18 protein-coding genes are annotated in these 23,774 nt (G+C 72.9%); 6 read left to right on the top strand and 12 right to left on the bottom strand.

The window, feature by feature from the left end; genetic code table 11:
• Nucleotides 1–2 precede the first annotated feature (2 nt).
• Nucleotides 3–1,388: an NsdA family TPR-like regulatory protein gene (locus tag IE178_RS21500; RefSeq protein WP_184763820.1), complete on the bottom strand. Its 1,386-nt coding sequence runs from the start codon at nucleotides 1,386–1,388 to the stop codon at nucleotides 3–5.
• A 306-nt stretch (nucleotides 1,389–1,694) separates the two neighbouring features.
• On the opposite strand from IE178_RS21500, the gene IE178_RS21495 reads away from it, so the two are divergent.
• From IE178_RS21495 to IE178_RS21485, 3 genes are all read left to right on the top strand, one after another.
• Nucleotides 1,695–2,357, top strand: coding sequence for a bifunctional DNA primase/polymerase (locus tag IE178_RS21495; RefSeq protein ID WP_184763821.1), 663 nt, complete (start codon nucleotides 1,695–1,697; stop codon nucleotides 2,355–2,357).
• 154 nt (nucleotides 2,358–2,511) lie between these two features.
• A complete protein-coding gene (locus tag IE178_RS21490; protein ID WP_193513432.1) occupies nucleotides 2,512–3,288 on the top strand; it encodes an ABC transporter ATP-binding protein in 777 nt (258 codons plus the stop codon).
• Nucleotides 3,285–4,880 carry a transporter gene (locus IE178_RS21485; RefSeq protein ID WP_193513431.1) on the top strand — a complete coding sequence of 532 codons (1,596 nt, stop codon included), beginning with the start codon at nucleotides 3,285–3,287 and terminating at the stop codon, nucleotides 4,878–4,880. Before IE178_RS21490 ends, IE178_RS21485 begins: the two co-directional genes overlap by 4 nt.
• Nucleotides 4,881–4,904: 24 nt before the next feature.
• Here IE178_RS21485 and IE178_RS21480 read toward each other — a convergent pair whose 3' ends face one another.
• Both IE178_RS21480 and IE178_RS21475 read right to left on the bottom strand, forming a co-directional pair.
• A complete protein-coding gene (locus IE178_RS21480; protein WP_184763824.1) occupies nucleotides 4,905–5,783 on the bottom strand; it encodes an alpha/beta fold hydrolase in 879 nt (292 codons plus the stop codon).
• A gap of 494 nt (nucleotides 5,784–6,277) precedes the next feature.
• Nucleotides 6,278–6,970, bottom strand: a complete 693-nt coding sequence (locus tag IE178_RS21475) for an iron-dependent transcriptional repressor DtxR (protein ID WP_184763825.1) — start codon at nucleotides 6,968–6,970, stop codon at nucleotides 6,278–6,280.
• Nucleotides 6,971–7,198: 228 nt separating this feature from the next.
• Between IE178_RS21475 and IE178_RS21470 the strand changes: the two genes are divergently transcribed.
• The gene (locus IE178_RS21470) at nucleotides 7,199–7,954 is read left to right on the top strand and encodes an SIS domain-containing protein (RefSeq protein WP_193513430.1); all 756 of its coding nucleotides are present in this window, start codon (nucleotides 7,199–7,201) and stop codon (nucleotides 7,952–7,954) included.
• A 74-nt stretch (nucleotides 7,955–8,028) separates the two neighbouring features.
• Here IE178_RS21470 and IE178_RS21465 read toward each other — a convergent pair whose 3' ends face one another.
• A complete protein-coding gene (locus IE178_RS21465; RefSeq protein ID WP_193513429.1) occupies nucleotides 8,029–9,438 on the bottom strand; it encodes a PAS domain-containing protein in 1,410 nt (469 codons plus the stop codon).
• 394 nt (nucleotides 9,439–9,832) lie between these two features.
• Entirely contained in the window at nucleotides 9,833–10,507 is a 675-nt protein-coding gene (locus IE178_RS21460; protein ID WP_184763828.1) for a helix-turn-helix transcriptional regulator, read from the bottom strand.
• A gap of 269 nt (nucleotides 10,508–10,776) precedes the next feature.
• Between IE178_RS21460 and IE178_RS21455 the strand changes: the two genes are divergently transcribed.
• A complete protein-coding gene (locus IE178_RS21455) occupies nucleotides 10,777–12,219 on the top strand; it encodes an NCS2 family permease (RefSeq protein WP_193513428.1) in 1,443 nt (480 codons plus the stop codon).
• A gap of 314 nt (nucleotides 12,220–12,533) precedes the next feature.
• On the opposite strand, the gene IE178_RS21450 is transcribed toward IE178_RS21455, so the two are convergent.
• Nucleotides 12,534–13,634 carry a citrate synthase 2 gene (locus IE178_RS21450; protein WP_184763830.1) on the bottom strand — a complete coding sequence of 367 codons (1,101 nt, stop codon included), beginning with the start codon at nucleotides 13,632–13,634 and terminating at the stop codon, nucleotides 12,534–12,536.
• 287 nt (nucleotides 13,635–13,921) lie between these two features.
• Here IE178_RS21450 and pdxH point away from each other — a divergent pair, with 287 nt between their 5' ends.
• The gene (gene pdxH / locus IE178_RS21445; RefSeq protein ID WP_184763831.1) at nucleotides 13,922–14,608 is read left to right on the top strand and encodes a pyridoxamine 5'-phosphate oxidase; all 687 of its coding nucleotides are present in this window, start codon (nucleotides 13,922–13,924) and stop codon (nucleotides 14,606–14,608) included.
• 140 nt (nucleotides 14,609–14,748) lie between these two features.
• Here pdxH and IE178_RS21440 read toward each other — a convergent pair whose 3' ends face one another.
• The 6 genes from IE178_RS21440 to IE178_RS21415 all read right to left on the bottom strand — a co-directional run bounded on the left by IE178_RS21440 (nucleotide 14,749) and on the right by IE178_RS21415 (nucleotide 23,774).
• Nucleotides 14,749–15,981, bottom strand: a complete 1,233-nt coding sequence (locus tag IE178_RS21440) for an FAD-dependent monooxygenase (RefSeq protein WP_193513427.1) — start codon at nucleotides 15,979–15,981, stop codon at nucleotides 14,749–14,751.
• A 100-nt stretch (nucleotides 15,982–16,081) separates the two neighbouring features.
• A complete protein-coding gene (locus tag IE178_RS21435) occupies nucleotides 16,082–17,545 on the bottom strand; it encodes an MFS transporter (protein WP_193513426.1) in 1,464 nt (487 codons plus the stop codon).
• A 280-nt stretch (nucleotides 17,546–17,825) separates the two neighbouring features.
• Nucleotides 17,826–20,342, bottom strand: a complete 2,517-nt coding sequence (locus tag IE178_RS21430; protein WP_193513425.1) for an FtsX-like permease family protein — start codon at nucleotides 20,340–20,342, stop codon at nucleotides 17,826–17,828.
• Nucleotides 20,339–21,157 carry an ABC transporter ATP-binding protein gene (locus IE178_RS21425; RefSeq protein WP_193513424.1) on the bottom strand — a complete coding sequence of 273 codons (819 nt, stop codon included), beginning with the start codon at nucleotides 21,155–21,157 and terminating at the stop codon, nucleotides 20,339–20,341. Before IE178_RS21425 ends, IE178_RS21430 begins: the two co-directional genes overlap by 4 nt.
• Before the next feature lie 713 nt (nucleotides 21,158–21,870).
• Entirely contained in the window at nucleotides 21,871–22,545 is a 675-nt protein-coding gene (locus tag IE178_RS21420) for a response regulator (protein WP_184763835.1), read from the bottom strand.
• Nucleotides 22,542–23,774 (bottom strand): sensor histidine kinase, encoded by a 1,233-nt coding sequence (locus IE178_RS21415; RefSeq protein WP_193513423.1) that lies wholly within the window; start codon nucleotides 23,772–23,774, stop codon nucleotides 22,542–22,544. The genes IE178_RS21420 and IE178_RS21415 overlap by 4 nt, the downstream gene beginning before the upstream one ends.

Genomic DNA, 23,774 nt, shown 5'->3' with positions numbered 1-23,774 from the left:
CGTCACGCCGCCGTCTGGAGCTCCATCCGCGCCCCGAACTCCCGCACCACCGATTCCTCGCGGTACGGCTCGAGCCGCTGCTGGAGGTCCTCCAGGTACTCGGCACCCCGGTTGGAGCGGAGCCCGTCGAGCAGTTCCACCGCCCTCAGGCCCGTACTGCAGGCCTCTTCGATTTCACGTTGCTGCACCTGTGCGGTGGCCAGCAGCACATAGCCGATCGCCCGCCGCCGCGCCCGCGACGCGGGATGCCCGTTCAGGGAGTCCCGGGCGCACCGCGCGGCGGCCTCCGCCTGACCGAGGTCACGGTGGCAGTGCGCCAACTCGTCGGCGAGGTAGGCCTCGTCGAAGTGCGCGATCCACGCCGGGTCGTCCCCGGAGGCCGGATCGGCCGCCTCCATGGCACTCACCGCGCGCCCGGCCGCCGTCTGCGCGGCGAGCGCGTCGCCCATCAGCGCGTGCCCGCGCGCCTCCGCCGCGTGGAACATCGCCTCCGCCCGGGGAGTCACCCGCCCCCGCGCGCCCTCCTGTGCCGCGCGCGCCAACTGCGCGATCTCACGCGGGTTCCCGAGCTGCGCGGCCAGGTGGCTCATGGAGGCGGCGAGCACATACCCGCCGTAGCCGCGGTCCCCGGCCGCCTGCGCCAGCCGCAGCGCCTGGATGTAGTAGCGCTGGGCGAGGCCCGGCTGCCCGGTGTCGACGGCCATGTACCCGGCGAGCTCGGTCAGCCGCGCGACCGCCCCGAACAGATCACGCCCCACGGCCTCCCGGTACGACCCCGCCAGCAGCCCCGAGACGACGCTGTTGAGGTAGTGCACCACGACCGGGCGCACATGCCCGCTGCCGTACTGGTGGTCCAGGTCCACCAGCGCCTGCGTCATGGACCGCACGGCCCTCACGTCGGACTGCCCCACGCGTGGTCCGCCGGTTCGGGCCACCTGCGCGTCGGGGGCGGAGATCAGCCAGTCGCGGCTCGGCTCCACCAGCGCGGAGGCGGCGACGGAGGAGCCGGACAGGAAGTCCCGCCGGCCCACGTCGCTGCGCCACAGCTCGCAGACCTGCTCGATGGCCCCCAGTACCGTCGGCGAGAACTGGAGACCGACACCCGAGGCGAGGTTCTTGCCGTTGGCCATGCCGATCTCGTCGATCGTGACCGTGCGGCCCAGCTTGCGGCCCAGTGCCTCGGCGATGATCGCCGGTGCCCGGCCCCGCGGCTGCTGCCCGCGCAGCCAACGGGCCACCGACGTCTTGTCGTAGCGCAGATCGAGGCCGTGCTCCGCGCCGCACATGTTGACCCTGCGGGCCAGTCCGGCGTTGGAGCATCCGGCTTCCTGGATGAGCGCCTGCAGCCGTTCGTTCGGCTGCCGCGCGACGAGAGGCCTTGCGGCCATGGCGTACCCCCTGAGGCTGCGGTGCCTGCCCACGCACCGGGTTGACGTTCTTCCGCGGCCGTACTTCTCACGTCCCGGCAGAAAGATCCGGCCGTGAAGATCAATGCCCCGCTCAAGTGACGACAATGCGGGACATGTGAGGATTGCCGGGGTAACGGCTGTTGCCGGCCCTCCTCGTGGTTACCCACGCGCGGATGGGGATCCTCCTGCGCGCCCCCACGGATGCACCCATGCGCCCCGAACACGGAACCGATGCTCCTCCCCCGCGCATGCGCGCGGGCGTAACCCCTGGTGACGGCCGTAGTTGTGTTCATCGTGGAAGAGACGACCGCGGGCACCGACGCCGTACAGATCCCGAAGCAGCGCGGGGAATCGCTGCTGGACACCGCCGTTCGCTACGCCGAGGAGCGGCACTGGGACGTGTTTCCGGGCACCTGGCTGGAAGCCGTCGACGGGGCGCACCGCTGCTCGTGCGGTGACGCCGCGTGCCCGGCACCCGGCGCGCACCCGTCCCGCCCGGACTGGAAGACCCAGGCGACCGGCAGCGCCACCGTCGCCCGCCGTATGTGGCAGAAGCAGCCGAACGCCTCCATCCTGCTGCCCACGGGCCTGACGTTCGACGCGGTCTCCGTCCCGGAGACGGCCGGGTTCCTGGCGCTCGCCCGGATGGAGCGGATGGAGCTGACGCTGGGGCCGGTGACGCTGACGCCGGACCGGCGCATGGAGTTCTTCGTGCTGCCGGGCGCGTCGGCGAAGGTGCCGGATCTGGTGCGGAAGCTGGGCTGGACGCCGTCCTCGCTCGATCTGACGGTGCGGGGGGAGGGCGACTACGTCGCGGCGCCTCCCACCCGGTTCGGGTGCCGGGGGGCGGTGCAGTGGGCCCGCCGGCCGACGGCGGCGAATCGGTGGCTGCCGGACTCGGAGGAGTTGATCTCGCCGTTGGCGTATGCCTGCGGGAGGGACCGGTAGGCGCGCCCGCTGTCCTGCCCGGTCGCTGTTGTCCGGCGGCTGCTGGTGCGTTGCGGCTCGGTGTGCGCGCGGCGGTCCCCGCACATCGGCACGGTCCCGCGCCCCTGAGGGGCGTGCCGTCCCACCGTAGGCTTCGTGCTGACCGGAGGGAGACGTGGTGGGGACTGTCGCCGTAAGTGTGCGGGGGCTCTGGAAGCGGTTCGGGCAGCAGGTCGCCGTGGGCGGGGTCGATCTGGAGCTGCCCGCGGGGCGGTTCATCGGGCTGGTCGGGCCGAACGGGGCCGGGAAGACCACCACGCTGTCCATGGTGACCGGGCTCCTGCGGCCCGATCAGGGCAGCGTCGAGGTCGTCGGGCACGACGTGTGGCGGGACCCGGTGGAGGTCAAGGCCCGGATCGGGGTGCTGCCGGAGGGACTGCGGCTGTTCGAGCGGCTGTCCGGACGTGAACTGCTGGCCTACACGGGCCGGTTGCGCGGGCTGCCCGGTGCCGAGGTCGACAAGCGGGCCACCCAGCTTCTCGACGTCCTCGACCTGGCGGGCGCCCAGCACAAACTCGTCGTCGACTACTCGACCGGCATGCGCAAGAAGATCGGCCTCGCCGCCGCTCTCCTGCACAATCCCGAGGTCCTCTTCCTGGACGAGCCGTTCGAGGGTGTCGACCCGGTCTCCGCGCAGACCATCCGGGGCGTCCTGGAGCGGTACACGGCGTCCGGCGCCACGGTCGTGTTCTCTTCCCACGTCATGGAGCTCGTCGAGTCGCTGTGCGACTGGGTGGCCGTGATGGCCGCGGGCCGGATCCGCGCCCACGGTCCGCTCGCCGAGGTGCGCGGTGACGCGCCGTCCCTGCAGCGGGCGTTCCTGGAACTCGTCGGCGCGGACGGCCGCGACACCGGCTCCGACCTGGACTGGCTGGGCGGGGGTTCCCGGTGAGCGCCCCCGCGATCACCCCTGTCGTCGTCCGGCTGAAGCTGTCCCTGCTGCGCAACGGGCTGCGGCAGTCGGGCGGGCGCAGGGCGGCGTACATCGCCTCCGCGGTCGTGGCGCTGCTGTTCGCCGCGCTCCAGCTCATCGGGCTGATCGCGCTGCGCGGCTTCGATCACGTCGAGTCGCCGGCGGTGCTCCTCGTGGCAGTGCTGGCGCTGGGCTGGGCGGTGATGCCGCTGTTCTTCCCCGGCGGGGACGAGACGCTCGACCCGACCCGGCTGGTGATGCTGCCGCTGCGGCCGCGGCCGCTGGTGCGGGCCCTGCTCGTGGGCTCGCTGGTCGGCATCGGACCGCTGTTCACGCTGTGCCTGCTCGCCGGTTCCGTGATCGCGGTCGCGCACGGCGGGGCCGCGTTCGCCGTGGGTGTCCTCGCCGTTCCCCTGGCGCTGCTGGTGTGCGTGGTGCTCGCGCGGGCGGTCGCCGCCGCCAACGTACGGCTGCTGACCAGCCGTAAGGGGCGGGATCTCGCGGTGCTCAGCGGGCTGGTGATCGCGGTCGGGGCGCAGCTGGTCAACTTCGGGGCGCAGCGGCTGGGTTCGTCCGGCCTGGAGCAGCTCGACCCGGCGGCGGACGTGCTGCGGTGGCTCCCGCCGGCGTCGGCGGTCGGCGCGGTGCACGCGGCGGGTGAGGGGTCGTACGGCGTCGCCGCGACGCAACTGGCGTTGAGCGCGGCGGCGTTGGCGGGGCTGCTGGTGCTGTGGTCGCGGTCGCTGACCCGGCTGATGACCTCGCCGGACGGCTCCACCCTCCAGGCGGCCGGGGACACGAGGGTGCGCGACCGTACGTCGACGGGCCTCTCCCGGCTGCTGCCCGCGGGCCGCACCGGTACGGCCATGGAGCGCGGCCTGCGGTACGTCTGGCGCGACCCCAAGACGAAGGCCGCGTGGGTGACCTCGCTGGCGGTCGGACTGATCGTGCCCGTGTTCAACGCCTGGCAGGGCACCGGCTCGGTCTACTTCGCCTGCTTCGCCGCCGGGATGCTCGGCCTCCAGATGTACAACCAGTTCGGGCAGGACACCTCCGCGTTCTGGATGGTCGCGATGACGATCTCCTCGACCCGGGACGCGTACGTCGAACTGCGCGCCCGCGCGCTGGCCCTGCTGCTGATCACCCTGCCCTACGCCGCGCTCGTCACGGTCCTGACGACCGCGATGCTGGGCGACTGGTCCCGGCTGCCGGAGACGCTGGGCCTGTCCTTCGCCGTGCTGGGGGCGATGCTGGCGACGGGCGCCTGGACCTCGGCCCGCTTCCCCTACTCCATCCCGCAGGAGGGGTACAAGAACGTCGCCCCGGGGCAGACCGGGCTGGCCTGGATCTCGATCTTCGGCGGCATGGTCGCGGCGGCGGTCCTGTGCGCACCGGTCATCGCCCTCACGATCTGGCTGAACGTGAGCGGGACCGGCCACGACCCGCTCTGGCTGCTGCTGCCGGCGGGCACGGTCTACGGGGCGGCCCTGGCCCTGCTGGGCCTGCGGCTGGCCGCCCCGCTGACGGCACGCCGGCTGCCGGAGATCCTCACGGCGGTCAGCAAGGGGTGAGCCGCGCCCCGCGCGGGCGGCCGCTCAGCGCTCGCTGAGCGCGTCCAGGAAGGGTTCGATCGCGGCCAGCCAGGCCTCCGGCTGGTCGTAGTGGACCAGGTGGCCCGCGTCGGCGACCTCCGCGTACTGGCCGTGGGGCAGGACGCGCACCATCTCCTGGGCCTCCGCGCGGCCCAGTTCGCCGTCGAGGCCGCGGACCACCAGGGCGGGGCAGCGCACCTGGGCGAGCTCCTCCCAGTGCGCGTCGTACACCCACGTCTCGCGGGAGCGGAGCATCTGGTCCGGGTCGAAGACCGGACGCCAGCCGTCGGGGGACTCGGCCATCACCTCGGCGTAGAACTCGCCGCGGGCGGGATGGGGCCGCTCCACCCAGGGGTCGTCCTCCCCGAACCACTTGCGTACGTCGGCGAGCGTGGCGAACGGGACCGGCCAGGCCTTGAACCACTCGGCCCACACGCGCTGCGAGGCCGCCCCGAGGGCGGAGGCCCGCATGTCGCACACGATCAGTCCGCGGACCAGGTCGGGGCGTTTGGCGGCCAGCTGCCAGGCGGTCAGCGCGCCCATGGCGTGGCCGATGAGGACGGTGGGGCCGAGGCCGAGCTGTTCGAGGGCCGCCTCGGCGTCGTCGACATAGGCGTCGCGGGTGAAGGAGGCCTGCGGTGGCTTGTCGCTGCGGCCGTGGCCGCGCTGGTCCAGGGCGACCGCGCGGTACCGCGCGGAGAGCCGGCGGGCGGTGAACGCCCAGTGCGAGGCGCGGCCCATCAGTCCGTGGAGCAACAGCACGCTCGGGGTGTTCCGCGCGGCACCCTCCTCCGGGTCGGCCCCGTCCTTGGGCGGGTCGCCGAACTCCCAGGCGGCGAGCCCTACGCCGTCCGCCCCGGTCACGTCGATGCGTCGCGCCATGTGCCTGGCACCCCCAAGCTCGCTGCCTGCCCGCTGACTGCCTGCTGCCCGTGTACGGCCCTGCCTGTTGCTCCTGCCCGCAGATTATCGAATGCGCATTCGAAGATGGCTTTTCGCCCGGCAACACCGCTCGTTCGAGTGACCCGCTTCGGGGATTGATCGCCGTGGCTCAGGGGAGATCTTCAACGGGAGGCGGACCGCTCGGGGAAAACGGTCCGAGGGGAATGACCCTGAGAGCTCGGGGCTCCGGGTCAGCACAGGGGAGGACAGGCCCCGGCGCCGTACGGCGCCGGGGCTCCTCACGTGGTCACGGCACATCGTCCCGCCCCTCCCCGGCCGGGGTGACATCGCTGTCGGCCCGGCCAAGAGCCCCTCAGGTCATATGCCTCACGCGACAGCGTCGCACGCGAACCGGGCGAGCGCTGCGGTTCCACGGATGGATCTTGGAATCGGCGCGTTCGCACCGGCGGGCCCGCCCCCGTCGTCCCGCCCGGTCAGGGCTTGGCGACGAACACGTGGGAGGCCACGACCGACTCCAGCTCGGCGGCCTCGCCGCCGCTGCCCACCAGCACCCCTCCCGCCGACTCCGTCACGCTCACCACCGAGCCGGGCTGTACGCCGGCCCGGCGCAGCGTGTACATCAGCTGGGCGTCGGTCTGGATCGGCTCGCCGATCCGGCGCACCACGACCGTCTTGCCCTCGGCGCCCGGGTCGAGATCGGCCAGCGAGACCATGCCCGCGCCCAGGAACGGGTCGGCGCCGTCCTTCTCACCCAGCTCCTCCAGGCCCGGGATCGGGTTGCCGTACGGCGACTCGGTCGGGTGCCTCAGCAGCTCCAGCACGCGGCGCTCGACGGCCTCGCTCATCACGTGCTCCCAGCGGCAGGCCTCGGCGTGGACCTGCTCCCACTCCAGGCCGATCACATCGACGAGCAGACACTCGGCGAGGCGGTGCTTGCGCATCACGCGCGTGGCCAGGCGGCGGCCCTCCTCCGTGAGCTCCAGGTGCCGGTCGGTGGCGACGGACACCAGGCCGTCGCGCTCCATCCGCGCCACCGTCTGGCTGACCGTCGGCCCGCTCTGGTCGAGCCGCTCGGCGATCCGGGCGCGCATGGGGACCACACCTTCCTCCTCCAGCTCGAGGATGGTGCGGAGATACATCTCCGTGGTGTCGATCAGTCCGGACATACATGCCCCTCGATGAGATCTGCGGATGGCTCTGCCGGAGGCTGGACGGCTCACCGGCGTGTGCGCTGGCCCAGGAGTCAATTCTGACGCATGAGGCCGACAACCGGGCCGCGCCATGGAAGCGAGGGGTTTCGCGGCAGGAAACCGCGCCGCCGGGCGCCGTATTGACACGGCGCTGGTCCAGACCGCACGGTGATCCGCAACACTCTCACCCCGAAGGGATACCGCATGAGCGACCGCACGCCGGCAGGTCGGTACCTCGACGCCGCGATCGGCCTGCTGCAGCGGATCCGCGACGAGGAGGCCGGGTCCGTCGCGGCAGCGGGCACACTGCTCGCCGACACGGTCGAGGGCGGCGGTCGTCTCTTCGCCTTCGGCGCCGGGCACTCCTCGCTCGCCGCGCAGGACGTCGTCTACCGCGCGGGCGGGCTCGCCCTGATGAATCTGCTGACCGTGCCGGGCATGGTCGGGGTCGACGTGATGCCCGCCACGCTGGGCTCCGCGCTGGAACGCGTCGACGGGCTGGCGAGCGTCGTGCTCGAAGCCTCACCGCTCCGCGCGGGCGACACCCTGGTGATCATCTCCCTGTCCGGGCGCAACGCGCTGCCCGTGGAGATGGCCATGAAGGCCCGCGAGCTGGGCGTGCAGGTCATCGGCGTGACCTCGGTGGCGTACGCGACGCAGACGACGTCGCGGCACTCCTCCGGGACGTATCTGAGGGACCACTGCGATCTCGTCCTGGACTCCGGGATCGCGGTCGGTGACGCGGAACTCACGCTCGACGACGTGCCCGCGCCCTTCGCGCCCGCTTCCACGGTCGTCACCGCGGCGCTCCTCCAGGCCGTCGTGGCCACCGCCGCCGCCACCCTCGCCGACCGAGGCATCGAGCCCCCGCTCCTGCGCTCCGGCAACGTGGACGGCGGCCACGAGTGGAACGCCCGCATCCTGCAGCAGTACGAGGACCGGATCTTCTACCAGCACTGAGCCCGCCGCCGCGCGAGGACCGGTCCGGCCGACCGCGGCGGGACGATCCGCGGCGTCGCCGCCCGCGGCGTGGGTCAGTGGTCGTCGCCGAGGAGGGCCGACAGGTCCAGGGCCGTGGCGATGTGGGCCGCCACGTCCTCCGCGTACATGGCGTCGGAGCGTTCGAACGCGGTGCGGCCCGCGCCGCGCAGAAACGTCACGGCACCGAGCGTGCGGCCCCGGCTGCGCAGCACCGTGCACAGGGCGTGCACCGTGTCCGCCGGCCACTGCCGGGACAGCGCCCAGGCCCGCGCCTTCTCGGCGCCCACCGACCCCGCGCTCGCCCGCACCGACCCGGACCGCTCCACGCTCTGCACCGCAGGATGCCCCTCGCCGTACCGCACCGGCAGTCCCGCCTGCCCGGCGAGCCGGCTGGGCCCCGGGGCGCCGGACGGGGTGGCGGCGATCCGCACCAGCCGCACCCGCGCGGCCCCCTCCGCCTCCGTGTTCGCCGTGCCGTCGGCCACACGGTCGATCAGCGCGTGGTCGGCGAACCCGGCGAGCGCGAAGTCCAGATGGACCGTCACCGCCTCCGCCGGGTCCTCGCACTCCGCCGCCGCGCGCGCCGCGCGGTGCAGCTGCTGCGCGCGGAAGCGCAGCAGCGACGCGTCCTGCTCACCCTGCCGGGACTCGGTCACGTCCTGGAACATCCAGCCGACCCCGAGCGGAACCGGCTCCTCCGCGAGCGGTGACGCCAGCCGCACGAACCCGCTGCGCCAGCACCGCCGCCGCTCGCCCTCCGGCGTGCGCACACTCACCCACAGCTCGGCGGGCGCGGGCGGCGCGCCCTCGGCGAGCACATGGGTGAGCGCGCTCTCCAGCTCCTCCACGCCCTGCGCCAGCAGCTCCCCCAGCGGCCGCCCCAGTACGGACGTCCGCCCCGCGCCCAGCGCCCGCGCGGCGTGCGCGTTCACCACCGTGGGCCGCAGATCGGCGTCGACCAGGACGACACCCCAGCTCGCGTCCTCCAGCAGCGCCTCGCTCAGCGCGATCGACCGCTCCAGATCGATCTGCGCGTGCACCTCGCTGAACGCGCAGTACACCCCCGCCGGCTTCCCGTCCGGCCCGCGCACGGCGGCGGACTGGGTGCGCACCAGCACCCGGCCGCCGTCCTTCGTCAGCAGCGCGAACTCGTTCACCTGCCGGCCCGGCGCGTCCATGGCCGACATCAGCCGCGCCTCGACCTCCTCGGCGTCCGCGCTGCGCACGGCCCACCCGGCGAACCCGGGCCGGCCCACCGCCTCGGCCGCGGTCCACCCGAGGATCCGCTCCGCCTCACGGTTCCAGTGCGTCACGACCCCGTCCGCGTCGAAGGCGCACAGGGCGGCGTCCATGCCGTCCAGCAGCGCGGCGAGGAGATCGGAGCCGTCCGAACCCTCCCGCGCGGGCTCGGGCTCGTCCGGCCCCAGCTCGTCGGTGATCCCACTATGCCGGGAAGCACTCACCTGGAACCCCCTGCAGGCTGCGTCCGTGCGTACGGCACGACGGTTCGCTCACTTGCAATCATTCAACTTGAACGTGACTCAGCGCACATCGAGTTCCCACAAGATTGAGGGAATCGTTGTACGGCGCGCCCCTCCCGGCCCGTCCACGAGGGAAAAGACGCCCGTCGCAGCGTCGGCCCGAGATCGTTCCCGCCCGGCAGAACATACCGCTCGACCTCGATGAAGCCCCGCGCGTGAGGGAACCGGACGGTCCTCACCGGCGGCCGGCACCGCCCGGCGCCCGCCGCGCGCCACCGCTCCCGTACGGCCTCGGCGCGAGGGCCGCTGATGCGGCCGGCCGACCGCGCCCGTCCCGGCGGTCGGTCGATGGCGCGCCGTCCGCGGCCCGGCCGGCTCAGCGGTTCTCGAACCGTGTCCAGAAGTGGTGGACGATCTCGTCGAGATAGCGCCGCCCGTTCTCGCCGGAGGCGGCGCCGCCGGCCCGGCTGAGAGTCGCCGCCATGAGGGTCTGGTACTCGTCGTGCATGACGCGCAGCGTGCTCTTCAGGTCGCGGCGCTCCAGGGAGAGCAGGTCGGCGATCTCCCGGATGTGGGCCTGCCAGCGGGTGGAGACGGCCTCGGTGAGCAGCCGGGCCAGTTCCCGCTCGCCGCCGGTGATGGAGAGCAGGGCCCGTGGCGGGAGCCCGAGGACGGTTCCGAGGAGGGCCGACTCCCGTCGGCCACCGACCCAGCGGCCGGTCTCCTCCATGGTGAGGTAGGCGTTGAGGGTGAGACCGGTGGCACGGGCGACGTCCTCGGGGGCGACCCCGCGGGCGATGCGGTGTTCCCGCAGGGTGCGGGGGGCGCCCATGAGGTCGCGGGGCGCGCACCACAGGGCGCCGGCCAGGGCGGTGAGTTCGTGGGCGTCGGGCACGGCGAGGCCGCGTTCCCAGGCGGTGATGTGGTCGGGGGTGACGTGGGTCAATCCGTAGGAGGCGCGCATGCCGTAGGCGACGTGGCCGGGGGCCATCCCGACTTTCTCGCGCAGGATGCGGGCGGCGCGTGCGCTGAAGGGGAGTGGAGGATGCACGGTGCGAGAGTAGGGAGCGACGCAGGGTGAGCACCACGGCCACTGTCGCCTGCATCCCGTTATGGCGGGAAGGTCACCGCCGATTCTGTAGGAAGCAACGGAGATCATTGCGCTCGCAACTTCCTTTTCCTGCAAGGGTGTTGACGTTGGACCACCGCTCCGTAGGATCCGCTCGCAGGCTGCCGCAGGTGTGACCGCATACCGACTGCCACGCTCCCCGGCGGCATCGTCGTGCATTCGTCCCCCGCGCACGCCCAGGAGAATGTCCCATGAAGACCATGACGACCGGCCCGGCCGACCCCGCACCCCCCAGAGGCGGCGGCACCCTCGACCGGTTCTTCCGCATCAGCGAACGCGGCTCGACGTACGGCCGTGAGATACGCGGTGGATTCGCCACGTTCTTCACGATGGCGTACATCCTCGTGCTCAACCCGATCATCCTCGGCAGCACCGAGGACAAGTTCGGCGACAAGCTCGACCCGGCCCAGCTGGCGACCGCCACGACCCTGGTGGCCGCCGTGATGACCCTCATCATGGGCGTGGCCGGCAACCTGCCGCTCGCCCTGGCCGCGGGCCTGGGCCTCAACGCCGTCGTCGCCTTCCAGATCGCTCCCCTGATGAGCTGGGACGACGCGATGGGGCTCGTCGTGCTCGAGGGTCTGCTGATCTGCGTCCTGGTGCTGACCGGTCTGCGCGAGGCCGTCATGCACGCCATCCCGCAACCCCTCAAGCAGGCCATCAGCGTCGGCATCGGCATGTTCATCGCCTTCATCGGCTTCGTGGACTCCGGATTCGTCACGCGCATCCCGGACGCGGCCAACACCACCGTGCCCGTGCAGCTCGGCACCGGCAGCCTCACCGGCTGGCCCATGCTCGTGTTCTGCCTCGGCGTGCTGCTGACGGTCGTCCTCATGGCCCGCAAGGTGCGGGGCGCCATCCTCATCAGCATCGTGGCGATGACCGTCCTCGCCGTCCTCATCAACGAGCTGGCCGACGTCAAGTCCTGGGGCCTGACCGCGCCCGAACTGCCGGACAAGCCCGTCGCCGCGCCCGACTTCGGGCTCCTGGGACAGTTCGACCTGCTCGGCTCGTTCGGCCAGATCAGCGTCCTCACCGTCGTCCTGCTGATCTTCACGCTCATCCTGTCCGACTTCTTCGACACCATGGGCACCGTCGTCGGCGTCACCGCCGAGGCCGGACTGCTCGACGAGCGCGGGCAGGTTCCCGGTCTGGGCCGGGTCCTGCTCATCGACAGCGCGGCGGCCGTCGCGGGCGGAGCGAGTTCGTCCTCGTCCGCCACCACCTACATCGAGTCCGCCGCCGGTGTCGGCGAGGGTGCCCGGACCGGCTTCGCCAACCTCGTCACCGGCGGCCTGTTCGCCCTGGCCCTCTTCTTCACCCCCGTGCTGACCATCGTGCCGATGCAGGCCGCCTCCCCCGCCCTCATCGCGGTGGGCTTCCTGATGATGACGCAGGTCAGGCACATCGACTGGAATCGCTACGACCTCGCCGTCCCCGCGTTCCTGACCATCGTCGTCATGCCGTTCACCTACTCCATCAGCAACGGCATCGGAGCCGGCTTCATCTCCTACGTGGTCATCAAGGCGTGCCTGGGCAAGGCCCGCGAGGTGCACTGGCTGCTCTGGGGCACCGCGGCGCTCTTCCTCGCCTACTTCGCCATCGAGCCGGTGAAACAGCTCCTGGGCATCTGACCTCGGCGGACCTCCTCCGGCGGCCCGTACGGAGAAAAAAGTGGTTGATCCGAGGAGAAACGCTTCTTAGAGTGGCGGTACTTCGGAAAGGAGGTGGTTCGGCAGATGTATGCACACCGGACGGAAGAGGTGGCTGCGGGCTAGTGGCCCGCCGTCGTACTCGGTTCGGCGCCGGGCCAGCGTGTGCGAGATACACGCAGCCGGCCTAACCCAACGCAGTCACCCGACCCGCGAGTCGCCGGTAACGTCCGGCCGGCTCCTCCCCAGGGAGGAACCAGACTCGCGGGTCGCCTGCGTTTTCGGGGAGCCTCCGCTCAGTGGGCGATGTCCGCGTATCCCTCGACCTCACGCGGGTCGCGGCTGCCGGGGCCGACATAGCGCGCCGAGGGCCGGACCAGGCGGCCGGTGCGCTTCTGCTCCAGGATGTGCGCCGACCAGCCCGCCGTACGCGCGCAGGTGAACATCGAGGTGAACATGGGGGCCGGGACCTCGGCGAAGTCCAGCACGATGGCGGCCCAGAACTCGACGTTGGTGGCGAGGACCCGGTCGGGGCGGCGGGCGTGCAGTTCGGCCAGGGCGGCCTTCTCCAGGGCCTCGGCGACCTCGAAGCGCGGCGCGCCCAGCTCACGGGCGGTACGGCGCAGGACGCGGGCGCGGGGGTCCTCCGCGCGGTAGACGCGGTGGCCGAAGCCCATGAGGCGCTCACCCTGGTCGAGGGCCCGCTTGACGTACGCCTCGGCGTCCCCGGTGCGCTCGATCTCCTCGATCATGTGCAGCACACGGGACGGGGCACCGCCGTGCAGCGGTCCGGACATCGCGCCGACGGCACCCGAGAGGGCCGCCGCGACGTCCGCGCCCGTCGACGCGATGACCCGGGCGGTGAACGTGGAGGCGTTCATGCCGTGCTCGGCGGCCGACGTCCAGTAGGCGTCGACGGCCGCGACGTGCCGCGGGTCGGGTTCGCCGCGCCAGCGGACCATGAAGCGTTCGACGATGGAGTCGGCCTTGTCGATCTCGCGCTGCGGCACCATGGGCCGGCCCTGGCCGCGCGCGGACTGGGCGACGTAGGACAGCGCCATGACGGCGGCGCGGGCGAGATCGTCGCGGGCCCGCCCGGCATCGATGTCCAGGAGCGGTTTCAGGCCCCAGACGGGCGCCAGCATGGCCAGCGCGGACTGCACGTCGACGCGGATGTCACCGGAGTGCACGGGGATCGGGAACGGCTCGGCGGGCGGCAGTCCGGGGTTGAACGCCCCGTCGACGAGCAGCCCCCAGACGTTGCCGAAGGAGACGTGACCGACCAGGTCCTCGATGTCGACGCCCCGGTACCGCAGGGCGCCGCCCTCCTTGTCGGGTTCGGCGATCTCCGTCTCGAACGCGACGACTCCTTCGAGCCCGGGTACGAAGTCGGACATCAGGCGGCTCCTCGTGAGGTGGGTGACAGATGGTGTTGTGGAGTGGGACGACCATGTGTCGCTCAGATCGGTGCGGTACGGGCGCGCGTCCGGTGGATCCGCGGTCTGGTGTGCGAGGACTCGCGGTCCGGGACGTCACCCCTGTGATGCCCGGCTGGCGGTCACCCAACCGGATCAGTGGCAAGCACGATATCCCCGAGTGCCATCCTTGGGGAGGGGGTGCGGCACTCAGTGCCACAGGGCTTCCGCCGTGACGCGGGACACCGTTTCTCCCGGAGCCCCCGCGCATGCGGCAGGATGACGGCGTGACCGACCGCGACGCCGTCCCCTTCGATCTCGCCTCGATGCGCAAGCAGTACCGGGCCGAGGGGCTCTCCGAGACCGACCTGGCCGCCACTCCCGTCGAGCAGTTCGCGCGCTGGTTCAAACAGGCCGCGACGGACGGCGGTCTGTTCGAGCCGAACGCCATGATCGTCTCGACGGCGGACGCGGAGGGACGGCCCGGTTCCCGCACGGTGCTGCTGAAGCACTTCGACGACGACGGGTTCGTCTTCTACACGAACTACGACTCCCGAAAGGCCCGTGACCTGGCCGGGAACCCGCATGTCTCGCTGCTGTTCCCGTGGCATCCGATGGCCCGGCAGGTCATCGTCACCGGCACCGCGCGGCGCACCGGCCGGGACGAGACGGCGGCCTACTTCCGCACCCGTCCGCACGGCTCCCAGCTGGGCGCGTGGGCCAGCGGCCAGTCGTCGGTGATCAGCGGCCGCGCGGAGCTCGACGCCGCGTACGCCGAGCTGGCGGCCCGCTATCCGGAGCACGAGCGGGTGCCGGTGCCACCCCACTGGGGCGGGTTCCGGGTGGTTCCGACGGCGGTGGAGTTCTGGCAGGGCAGGGAGAACCGGCTGCACGACCGTCTCCGGTACGTGGCGGAGGCGGGCGGGGGCTGGCGGGTGGAGCGGCTGAGCCCGTGAACGGGCGTGACCGTGCGGGTCTCACAGCCTGTCCCGCACGCGCCTGGTGCCAAGACCGCGGCCCCCGCCACTGAGCGGCGCACCCCTGTCGTTCCGGGGCGATGTCCCGGGCGAGGAACACCGCGGCCCGCCGAAGGGTCTCACCCGTTCCCGGGGCGGTCCCCGATGTGTTCGATGGGTTCGATGTGTTCGGGCAGGGTGAGGGCTGTGTGGGCCGGGCGCCCGGTTGCCGGTGGCAAGGTGGTGAGGCCGCGGAGTTGGTTGTTGCGTTTCTCGAGGGCTTCGGCGGTGGTGGGGAAGAGCGCCGCGTCGCCTTCACCGACCTGTGCCTGGTTCAGTTCGACGAATCCGCGGGTCTCGCGTTCGTAGGCGGCGAAGGCCGCGGTGTGGTCGCGGTGGGCGGCCAGCGAGCCGGCGAGCATGTAGGCGCCGGCGAGGGCGAGGCTGGACCCTTGCCCGGTCAGGAACGACGGGGCGTAGGCGGCATCGCCGACGAGCGCGACCCGGCCGCTGGACCAGCACGGCATGCGGACCTGGCTCACGGTGTCGAAGAAGGCGTCGTCCGCGTGGCGCAGGGCGGCGACCATGTGCGGGATGTCCCATCCGTCGCCGGCGAAGGTGCGGGCGACGAGGTCACGTTGGGCCTCGGGGTCGCGGAGGATCTCGCGTGGCGGTGCGGGGTGAGCGAAGTTGAGGAACGCGTGCAGCTCGTCGCTGTCTCCGACCGCGTAGAGCGCCGCGGCCCTTCCGGGAGTGTTCCAGATGAGTACTTCATGGGAGAGCCCGAAGGTGTTGGGCATGGTGAATATGGCGAAGCAGTACCCGAGATAGCGGTGGAACGGCTGCTCGGGGCCGAATACGAGCTCCCGGGTACGCGAGTGCAGCCCGTCCGCGCCCAGGACCAGGTCGAAGCCGCGCCGGGCGCCGCTGCGGAAGGTGACGTCGACGCCGTGCTCGTGTTCCGTGAGCTCATCGATGGAGTCGTCGAACACGAACTCCACCTCGTCGCGGACGGCCCCGTACAGGATGTCCGCCAGATCCCCGCGCGTCACCTCGAGGTCACGTCCCTCGACCCCGCCGGCCACCGCCTGTGGATGGACCACCGCCGCCTGGCTGCCGTCGGCGTCGAGGAAGGTCAGCCGGCGTGACTCGATATGCGCTTCCCGGAGCCGCGGCAGGATGCCCATCCGGCGAGCCACCTCCACCGCGGTGCCCCGGACGTCGATCGGGTACCCACCGCCCCGCAGCCCGGGGGCCTTCTCCACCACCGTCACCGCGAATCCGTACCGGTGCAGCCAGAACGCCGTGGCGGGACCCGCGATGCTCGCGCCGGAAATCAGGACCGTACCTTTCGATGCGTTTCTCATGTTCATGCGTCAACTCCCATGTTCGTAGCGAGGAATGCGCCGACCGACCGGGATCGCCTCGTGCGCGAGGGCGCGGTCGGCTTCTGTCGCCCTCTGCGGAGGTCCGTCACACCGCGTCCCGCTGGAGGTCGGGCGACGGCGAGTCGCGGTGGGGGCGTGTGCTGCGCACGAGGATGACGGCCAGCACGGCGGCGATCGCGAACGCCGCGGAAGCGATCCCGATATAGCTGAAGACGCCGGTGGCCGAGTTCGTCGTTTCGCCGTCGACGACCGCGGCGGTCGACTTGAGCACGGCCGCGCCCACGAAGTCCATGACCACCGCCCCGATCGAGACCATGACCATGACCAGGCTGGTCACGATGCCCTGTCGTTCGGGGGTCGCCAGGCCGGCCGCCATGTTGAAGCCGGATGTCCCGAGCGCTCCCACCGTGATGCCCAGCAGGAGTCCGCAGCAGAGCGCGACGGGAAGCCGGGAAGCCCCGAGGAACATGCCGATGGTCACCACCGTTCCGAGCATGATCGCCCCGGCCAGCGTCGAGGCCGGTCCGACGCGTGCGGCGAGCCATCCGGCCACCGGACCTCCGAGCGTGACGCCGACTCCCGGCGCCGCGAGCAGCAGTGCCACCGATCCCTGGTCGGCCAGTCCGTAGCCGAGTTGCTGATCCGCCGAGACGTCACCGATGAGAGAGACGAGCTGGAGCATGCTCTGGTACGAACCGGCCGAGAGGAAGACGACGAGGAGCGTGAGCACCAACGGCCTGCTGATGTCCCTGATGTCGATCAGGGGGTCGGGCTTTCGGCTCGACACCAGGAACCACCTGGCCAATGCCGCGACGCCGCCGGCGAGGAGAGCCAGCGGGCCGGCGGCGAGCCAGCCGAGGTCCGGGCCCAGACTGACATGGCCGAGCACCCCGGCGAGCCCTCCGCCGAGGAGGAGGGCACCGCCGACGTCGATCCTGCCCGGTGTCCTGGTCAGGGATTCGGGCACGACCTTGTGCACGCACACCGCCATCACGACGGCGACGAGGGCCGATGCGACGAACAGGATCTGGAAGCCGAACTCCTTGGCCAGTTCCTCGATGAGGAAACGGGACGCGATGTTGAGCACCGCGGAGCCGGAGGTCACGATACCCACGATGATCATCGCGATGCGGGGTGCGCAGACACCTCGAACGATGGCCACGGAGAGGAATACGGCGGCCAGAGCCGCTCCCTGCAGCACGCGCCCCGGCACGAACACCCAGACGCTGGGGGCCACGGCGCACAAGAGGGCGCCCGCGCAGCTGAGGAGCAGGGTCAGCACGAGCACCCTGCGCTTGCCGTGGATGTCGGCACTCCTCCCGAGCAGGGGTGCCCACAGCACTCCCGCCAGCATCGCGGTGGCGTTGAGCCACCCCGCCTGGTCGGTGCCGAAATGGTCGAGCATCTCGGGCAGGACGACCAGCGGCGCGGTGATGGCCGAGTCGACCACGAAGTTCACCAGGGCGAGGACGGCCACCAGGCCGATGAGCCGCCCGTTCCATCTCGTGTGCAGTGCGGTGTCTGTGCTTCCGGTACGGCTCTGCCGCATCAAGAACTCCTCAGTGCGTCTCATCCGTCCGCTTCCGCGACGGGGTGAAGGGTGCGGGGGTGGCTGCGCGCCGGGCGTCGTACCCGGGAGCCGATGGGGAGGTGCTACCGCGGTAGGGGGCGGCGGAGAGGCGGGCCCCGCCCTCCGCCGGGGGAAGGAGCCGCACGGCCGGGTGGGAGGGCCGCCCGCGCCGTCCGGGGCCGTGGAGCGAGACGCCCCCGACGGGACCGCGACCCGCCCGACGCGACCCGCCCGACGCGGCTCGGCTCGGCTCGGCTTCTCAGGACTCCCGGTCGCGCAGTGCCGCGCGGGCCGGGAGGGTGACGGCGAGGAGGCCGAGGGATACCGCGGTCGCGGCGAACGTGGCGTACAGCAGCGGGGGTACGTGGGGGAACTCGCCCGTCAGGCCACGCATCATCGGGGTCAGGGTGATCATGGCGATGGCCGTGCCCAGGGCCACGCCCGCTGCCGACACCAGCAGGCTCTCCCAGCGGAGCATGCGCAGCACCTGGCGGCGGGTGGAGCCGACGAGGCGGAGGGTGACCAGTTCGCGGCGGCGGTCCAGGACCGTCATCACCAGGGTGTTGACGGCGGCGACGGCGGCGAAGCCGCCCAGGACGGCGGCCATCATGTAGTTGGCCCAGGCGCCGAGTTCGCGGTCCACGTTCTGCTCGACGGCGTAGCCCGAGGCGTCGGTGACCTCGCCGAGTGCGGCGAGCGGCTCGGCGTCGCCGCCGCGTACCAGCAGCGTGCTGTCGAAGCCCGACGTGACGTGGCCGGCCAGGGACGCGCGGTCCATGGTCACCGCCGCCAGGCCCAGGCCTCGGCCGTAGACCGCGACGACTTCCGGGCGGGCCTTCGTGCCGTCGGGGAGGTAGAGCGGCAACTCGTCGCCGACCTCGACCTTCGCCGCGGTGGCCAGGGTGGTGTCGATGGCGATACGGCCCGCACCCACGCGGTCCAGGCTGCCGCTGCGTACGTCCAGGTCCTGCACCTCGGCGAGTTGGGCGCCGGAGCCCGAGATGCCCTGGGTCGCCGACCCCTGCAGCGACGTCTCGCCGCCGGAGTCGACGGGCACCAGCACCTGCGTGTCGAGCAGGCTCACGGCCGCCTCGACGCCGGGAGCGCGGGCGGCCCGGCCGGCGGTGCCGGCGGGCAGGCCCGCCGGGTCCGTGACGACGTGGTCCGCCGTGATGCCGTCGCGGAGCTGCTCCGCGGCGACGTGGCTCTCGCTCGTGTGCATGAAGACGAGCGTCGAGGCGAAGGCCATGGCCAGCACGATCGGGGTGATCGCGGAGGCCAACCGGCGCGAGTTCGTACGGGAGTTGGCGGCGGCCAGTGACGCCGCGGCGCCGCCGCCGCGCAGCAGCAGGCCGAAGAGGGACGCGCACAGCCGGGCCACCAGCGGGCCGAGCAGCGCGACGGCGAGCATGAAGAGCATGACGACGCCGAGGGAGGCGTTGGCCGCGTCGGCACCGGCGGCGGAGGCGGCGACACCGGCGAGAACCGAACCGCCGCCGACGGCGGCCAGCCCGAGGACGGTACGGATGATGCCCGGCCGCAGCCGCTCCACCGAGGCTTCGGCGAGTGCCTGCCCCGGCTTGATCCTCGCGGGCCTGCGCCCGGCCAGCCAGCCGGCGCCGAGCGCCGTGAGCAGCCCGGTCCCGACGGCGGCGAGCAGCGGGATCCACGAGATGTGCAGATCGACCGCCTCGGGGACGGCCCCGCGGTCCTTCAGCTGCCCGAACCACCAGGTCGCCAGCGCGATCCCCGGCAGGCACCCGACCAGCCCGGCGAGCGGCGCGACCAGCAGCGCCTCGGCGGCGACCGCGCGGCGGATCTGCCGCGGGGTGGCGCCGACGGCGCGCAGCAGCGCGAACTCGCGGGTGCGCTGGCCGACGGAGAGGGCGACCGTGCCGGCCGCGGTGAAGACGGCGACCAGGGTGGCGATCCCGCCGAAGGACCCGCCGAGCGCGAGGAGCGTCTCCTTGGCGTAGGCGAGGCCGTGGTCCTCGACTTCGCCGCGGTCGTCGCCGGTGAGCACCTGAACGCCGGAGCCGGCGAGGGACTTCTCCACGGCGGCGGCGAGGGCGCCCGTGTCGGCGCCGTCCGCGGCCAGCACGGCGATGGCGTCGGCCTTGCCGGGGTGGCCGGCCAGCGCGGGTGCCTCCGCGTCGGCGAACCAGGCCGTGGCCCCGCCGCCGGCCGCCGTGCCCGCCGCCGCGGTGTCACCCGCCCCGGCCTCGGCCAGTCCGGACACCCGGAAGCCGGCGCGGCCTGCGGCCGTTTCGAGCGCGACGGTGTCGCCGACGGCGGCCTTCGCGGTACGGGCGGCGGCGGCGTCGAGCACGACGTCGCCCGCGCCCGGCGCGGCGCCCGCGGACAGCGCGGTACCGGTGAAGGCGTGCGAGCCCCAGCCGTGGCCGGTGAGCGCTCCGTCGCCCTGCCGCACCGGGAAGGTGAAGTCCGGCACGGCGGCCTCGGCGCCCGGCGCCCGGGCGGCCTTCGCCGCGAGTCCCGCATCCACGCGGGCGGTGTCCGGCAGCGGGTACGCCGTTTCCTCGGGGCCGTCGATGGTGTCGCTGACGAGTCGCGCGGACTGGTCGGCCGCCGCGACGACCGGCGCGTTCGCGTACCGCTCCGCGGGCACCGAGGCGCGGGCGCCCGTCTCCAGCAGGACGCCGCAGGCCGCGACGATCAGCGCCGACATCATCAGCGCGACGAACGTGCCGACGAACGAGGCGGGTTTGAAGCGTACGGCCGCGCGGGCGAGGCCGTTCGGGGCGAAGCTCCTCATGCCGCGACCCCCGCCATCACGCCCGTGCGGCCGGCGAGCGTCGCCATCCGCGCCGCGATCCGCTCCGCCGAGCCGCGCTCCAGGCCGCCGGCGAAGGCGCCGTCGGCGAGGAACAGCACGCGGTCGGCCCAGGCGGCCGCGGCCGGGTCGTGGGTGACCATGACGACGGTGGCGCCGAGGGTGTCCACCGCGTGCCGGAGCAGGCCGAGGATCTCTGCGGCGGTGTTGGTGTCGAGGGCTCCGGTGGGCTCGTCGGCGAAGATCACGTCGGGGCTGGTGACCAGGGCGCGGGCGACGGCCACCCGCTGCTGCTGGCCGCCGGAGAGCTCGCCGGGCCGGCGCCGCGCCTTGTCGGCGAGCCCGACCCGCGCGAGCACGGCGGCAGCCCGGCCGCGGTCCTGGCGCTGCCCGGCGAGACGCAGGGGCAGCAGGACGTTCTGCTCCACGGTCAGCGACGGCAGCAGGTTGAACGCCTGGAAGACGAAGCCGAGGCGGCTGCGGCGGAGTTCGGTGAGATGGTTCTCGCTCATCCCGGTGATCTCCGTACCGCCGAGGCGCACGGATCCCGCCGACGGCCGGTCGAGCCCGGCGGCGCACTGCAGGAAGGTGGACTTGCCGGACCCGGACGGGCCCATGACGGCGGTGAACGTGCCGCGCGGGAGGGCGAGGTCGACGCCCGCGAGCGCGTGCACGGTGCCCGCGCCCCGGCCGTACTGCCGCCGGACACCGCGCAGTTCGACGGCGGGACCGGGTGTGGTGGCCGGAGCCTCCGGTCGGTCGTCCGCCTTCTGCCGCTTGCCGCTGCGTAGCCTCATGTTCCGCCCTCTCGCGAGCTCCTCGTACCGATGGGTGGAGAGTGCGGGGGCGGCTGCGCGCCGGGCGTCATACCCGGGAGCCCATGTGGAGGTGCTACCGCGGTAGGGGGTGGTGGAGGAGGGCCAGGCCCTGCCCTCCGCCGGGGGCCACCGCCCGGGGCCTGGGGGCGAAGCCCCGGCCTGCGCCGGTGGGCGGGCCGGCCGGCTGCCGCCGGCGCGGCATGCGGGGGGCTCCACACCGTTGCCGCCCTGTGCCCGGGTGACGGGGGCGAGGGACGGGTGGCGGGGGGCGAGGGCCGGGGTCCGAAGGACGGGGCCGGCGGGACGGGGACGGGGGCCGAAGGACGGGGCCGGGGCCCGACGGACAGGGGCCAGGGCCCGACGGACGGAACACAGCCCCGGCGAGGGAGCCGCTTTGCCGGGTGGAGGGCCGCCTGCGCCGTCCGGGACCGTGGAGCGAGACGCCCCCGACGACACCCCAACCCGCCCGGCACGAGACCACAACTCACCCGACGCGGCTCAGGGACACGGCCGGCCATGGAGCGAACCGCCCCCGACGACACCCCGACCCGCCCGACGCGAGCCACAACTCACCCGACGCGGCTCAGGGACACGGCCGGCACCGAGCACCGTGCGAGCAGCAGGGGCCGCAGGCCCCTTCGCCTCCGCCGGCGACGTACCCGGGGTCCGGGGCGCGGCCCCGGGGGGCCGTCCTACTCGCCCGGGGTCACCAGCCCCGATTCGTACGCGAAGACCACCGCTTGGGCGCGGTCGCGCAGGTCGAGCTTGGTGAGGACGCGGCTCACGTGCGTCTTCACCGTCTGCTCGGCCAGCACCAGCGTCGCCGCGATCTCCGCGTTGGACCGGCCGCGGGCCACCAGGGTGAGGACCTCGCTCTCGCGTTGTGTCAGGGCCTTGAGCCGCAGCGCGGGCTTGCCTCGGCTGGCGGGACGTTGCCGGGCGAAGTCCGCGATGAGGCGGCGCGTCACGGAGGGGGCGAGCAGCGCGTCGCCCGAGGCCACGACGCGTACCGCCGCGATGAGGTCGGCCGGCGGCGCGTCCTTCAGCAGGAAGCCGCTCGCGCCCGCCCGCAGCGCCTCGTAGACGTAGTCGTCGACGTCGAACGTGGTGAGCATCAGCACGCGTGGCCGGTGGGTCACGCCCGGCGGGGGCGCCAGGATGCGGCGGGCGGCCTCGAGGCCGTCCATCTCGGGCATGCGGACGTCCATCAGCACGACGTCGGGATGGGTGCGCCGGCTCAGCTCGACGCCCTGCGCACCGTCGGGGGCCTCGCCCACCACGTCGATGTCGCTCTGGGCGGACAGCAGCGCGGCGAAGCCGGCTCGCACCATGGCCTGGTCGTCGACGATGATGACGCGCGTCGTCACGTGAAGTCCTCTCCTGGCAGGGGTAGTTGGGCGGCCACCCGGAAGCCGCCGTCCGGCAGCGGCCCCGCGTCGAGGCTGCCGCCGGCGAGCCGCACCCGCTCGCGCATGCCGACGAGGCCGTGCCCGGTGCCGCCCTCCTCTAGCGGCGCGCCGGGCGGCTCGGGCGGCGGCCCGTTGACGACGAGGACGGTGAGCCGCGCGCCGTCCTGCGCAACGGACGCCGTCACCGACACCCGCGTCGGAGCACCCGGTGCGTGCCGGACGACGTTCGCCAGGGCCTCCTGGACGATGCGGTACGCGGAGAGGCCCACCGCCTCGGGCACGTCGGTGTCGCAGGGGGTGAACTCCACCGGCACGCCCGCCCTCATCGTCGCCTCCACCATCTGTCCGATCCGCGTCAGGCCCGGCTGCGGCGCGAGCTCGCCGTGCGCCTCCTCGTTCCGCAGCACGCCGAGGAGCCGTCGCATCTCGCCGAGCGACTCGCGCGCGGTCGCCGCGATGGAGGTGAACTCCTCCCGCACGTCCGGCGGCAGCCCGTCGAGACGGTACGCCGCGGTGTCCGCCTGCACCGTGATGACGGACATGTGGTGCGCCACCACGTCGTGCAACTCGCGTGCGATACGGGCGCGTTCCTCCAGCAGCGTCCGCCGTTCGCGCTCGGCCTCGCTGATCGTCTCCTGCTCGGCCAGCCTGCGCTGCACCTCGTACCGCTCGCGGAGCGCACCGCCCAGCAGGAGTGCGACGCCGCTGAGCATGGTGAGCAGGACGCTCTTGGCGCTGGTGCCGTAGGGCGCGGCAAACCCCAGGCCGATGTTCGCGCCCGCCGTCGCCAGCCACACCAGCAGCAGCGTCCGGCGTCGCTCGCGCCCGGCGAGGGCGAGGCAGAGGCCGACGTACCCGACGATCTCCATCGGCGGGAACGGCCACAGCAGCCGCTCCTCGAAGTCGACGGTGAGCAGGGCGAGCGCCCCCGCCACGTCCGCGGTGAAGATCACGTACCAGGCCCGCAGCGGGCGGACGACGGCGAGCAGCAGCGGTGCCGCCTGCGCGACGGCCAGCGCGCTCGCGATGCCGCCGTTCAGGCCGTAGTCGGCGCTGAGCACCTGGATGGTGGTGGGCAGCAGCGCGACACACAGCACGAACGCCACGCCCCACGGCAGCAGTCGCACCCACCGCCGCGAAGCCCCCGCGAGCAGGGCGCGCGGGCGTTCCTCCTCCACTGAGGTCAT

The sequence above is a fragment of the Streptomyces griseoloalbus genome (genome assembly GCA_014650015.1).
Classification (GTDB): Bacteria; Actinomycetota; Actinomycetes; order Streptomycetales; family Streptomycetaceae; genus Streptomyces; species Streptomyces griseoloalbus.
Note: the sequence above shows the minus strand (reverse complement) of the source record. Positions and strands in the feature narration are given on the sequence as shown.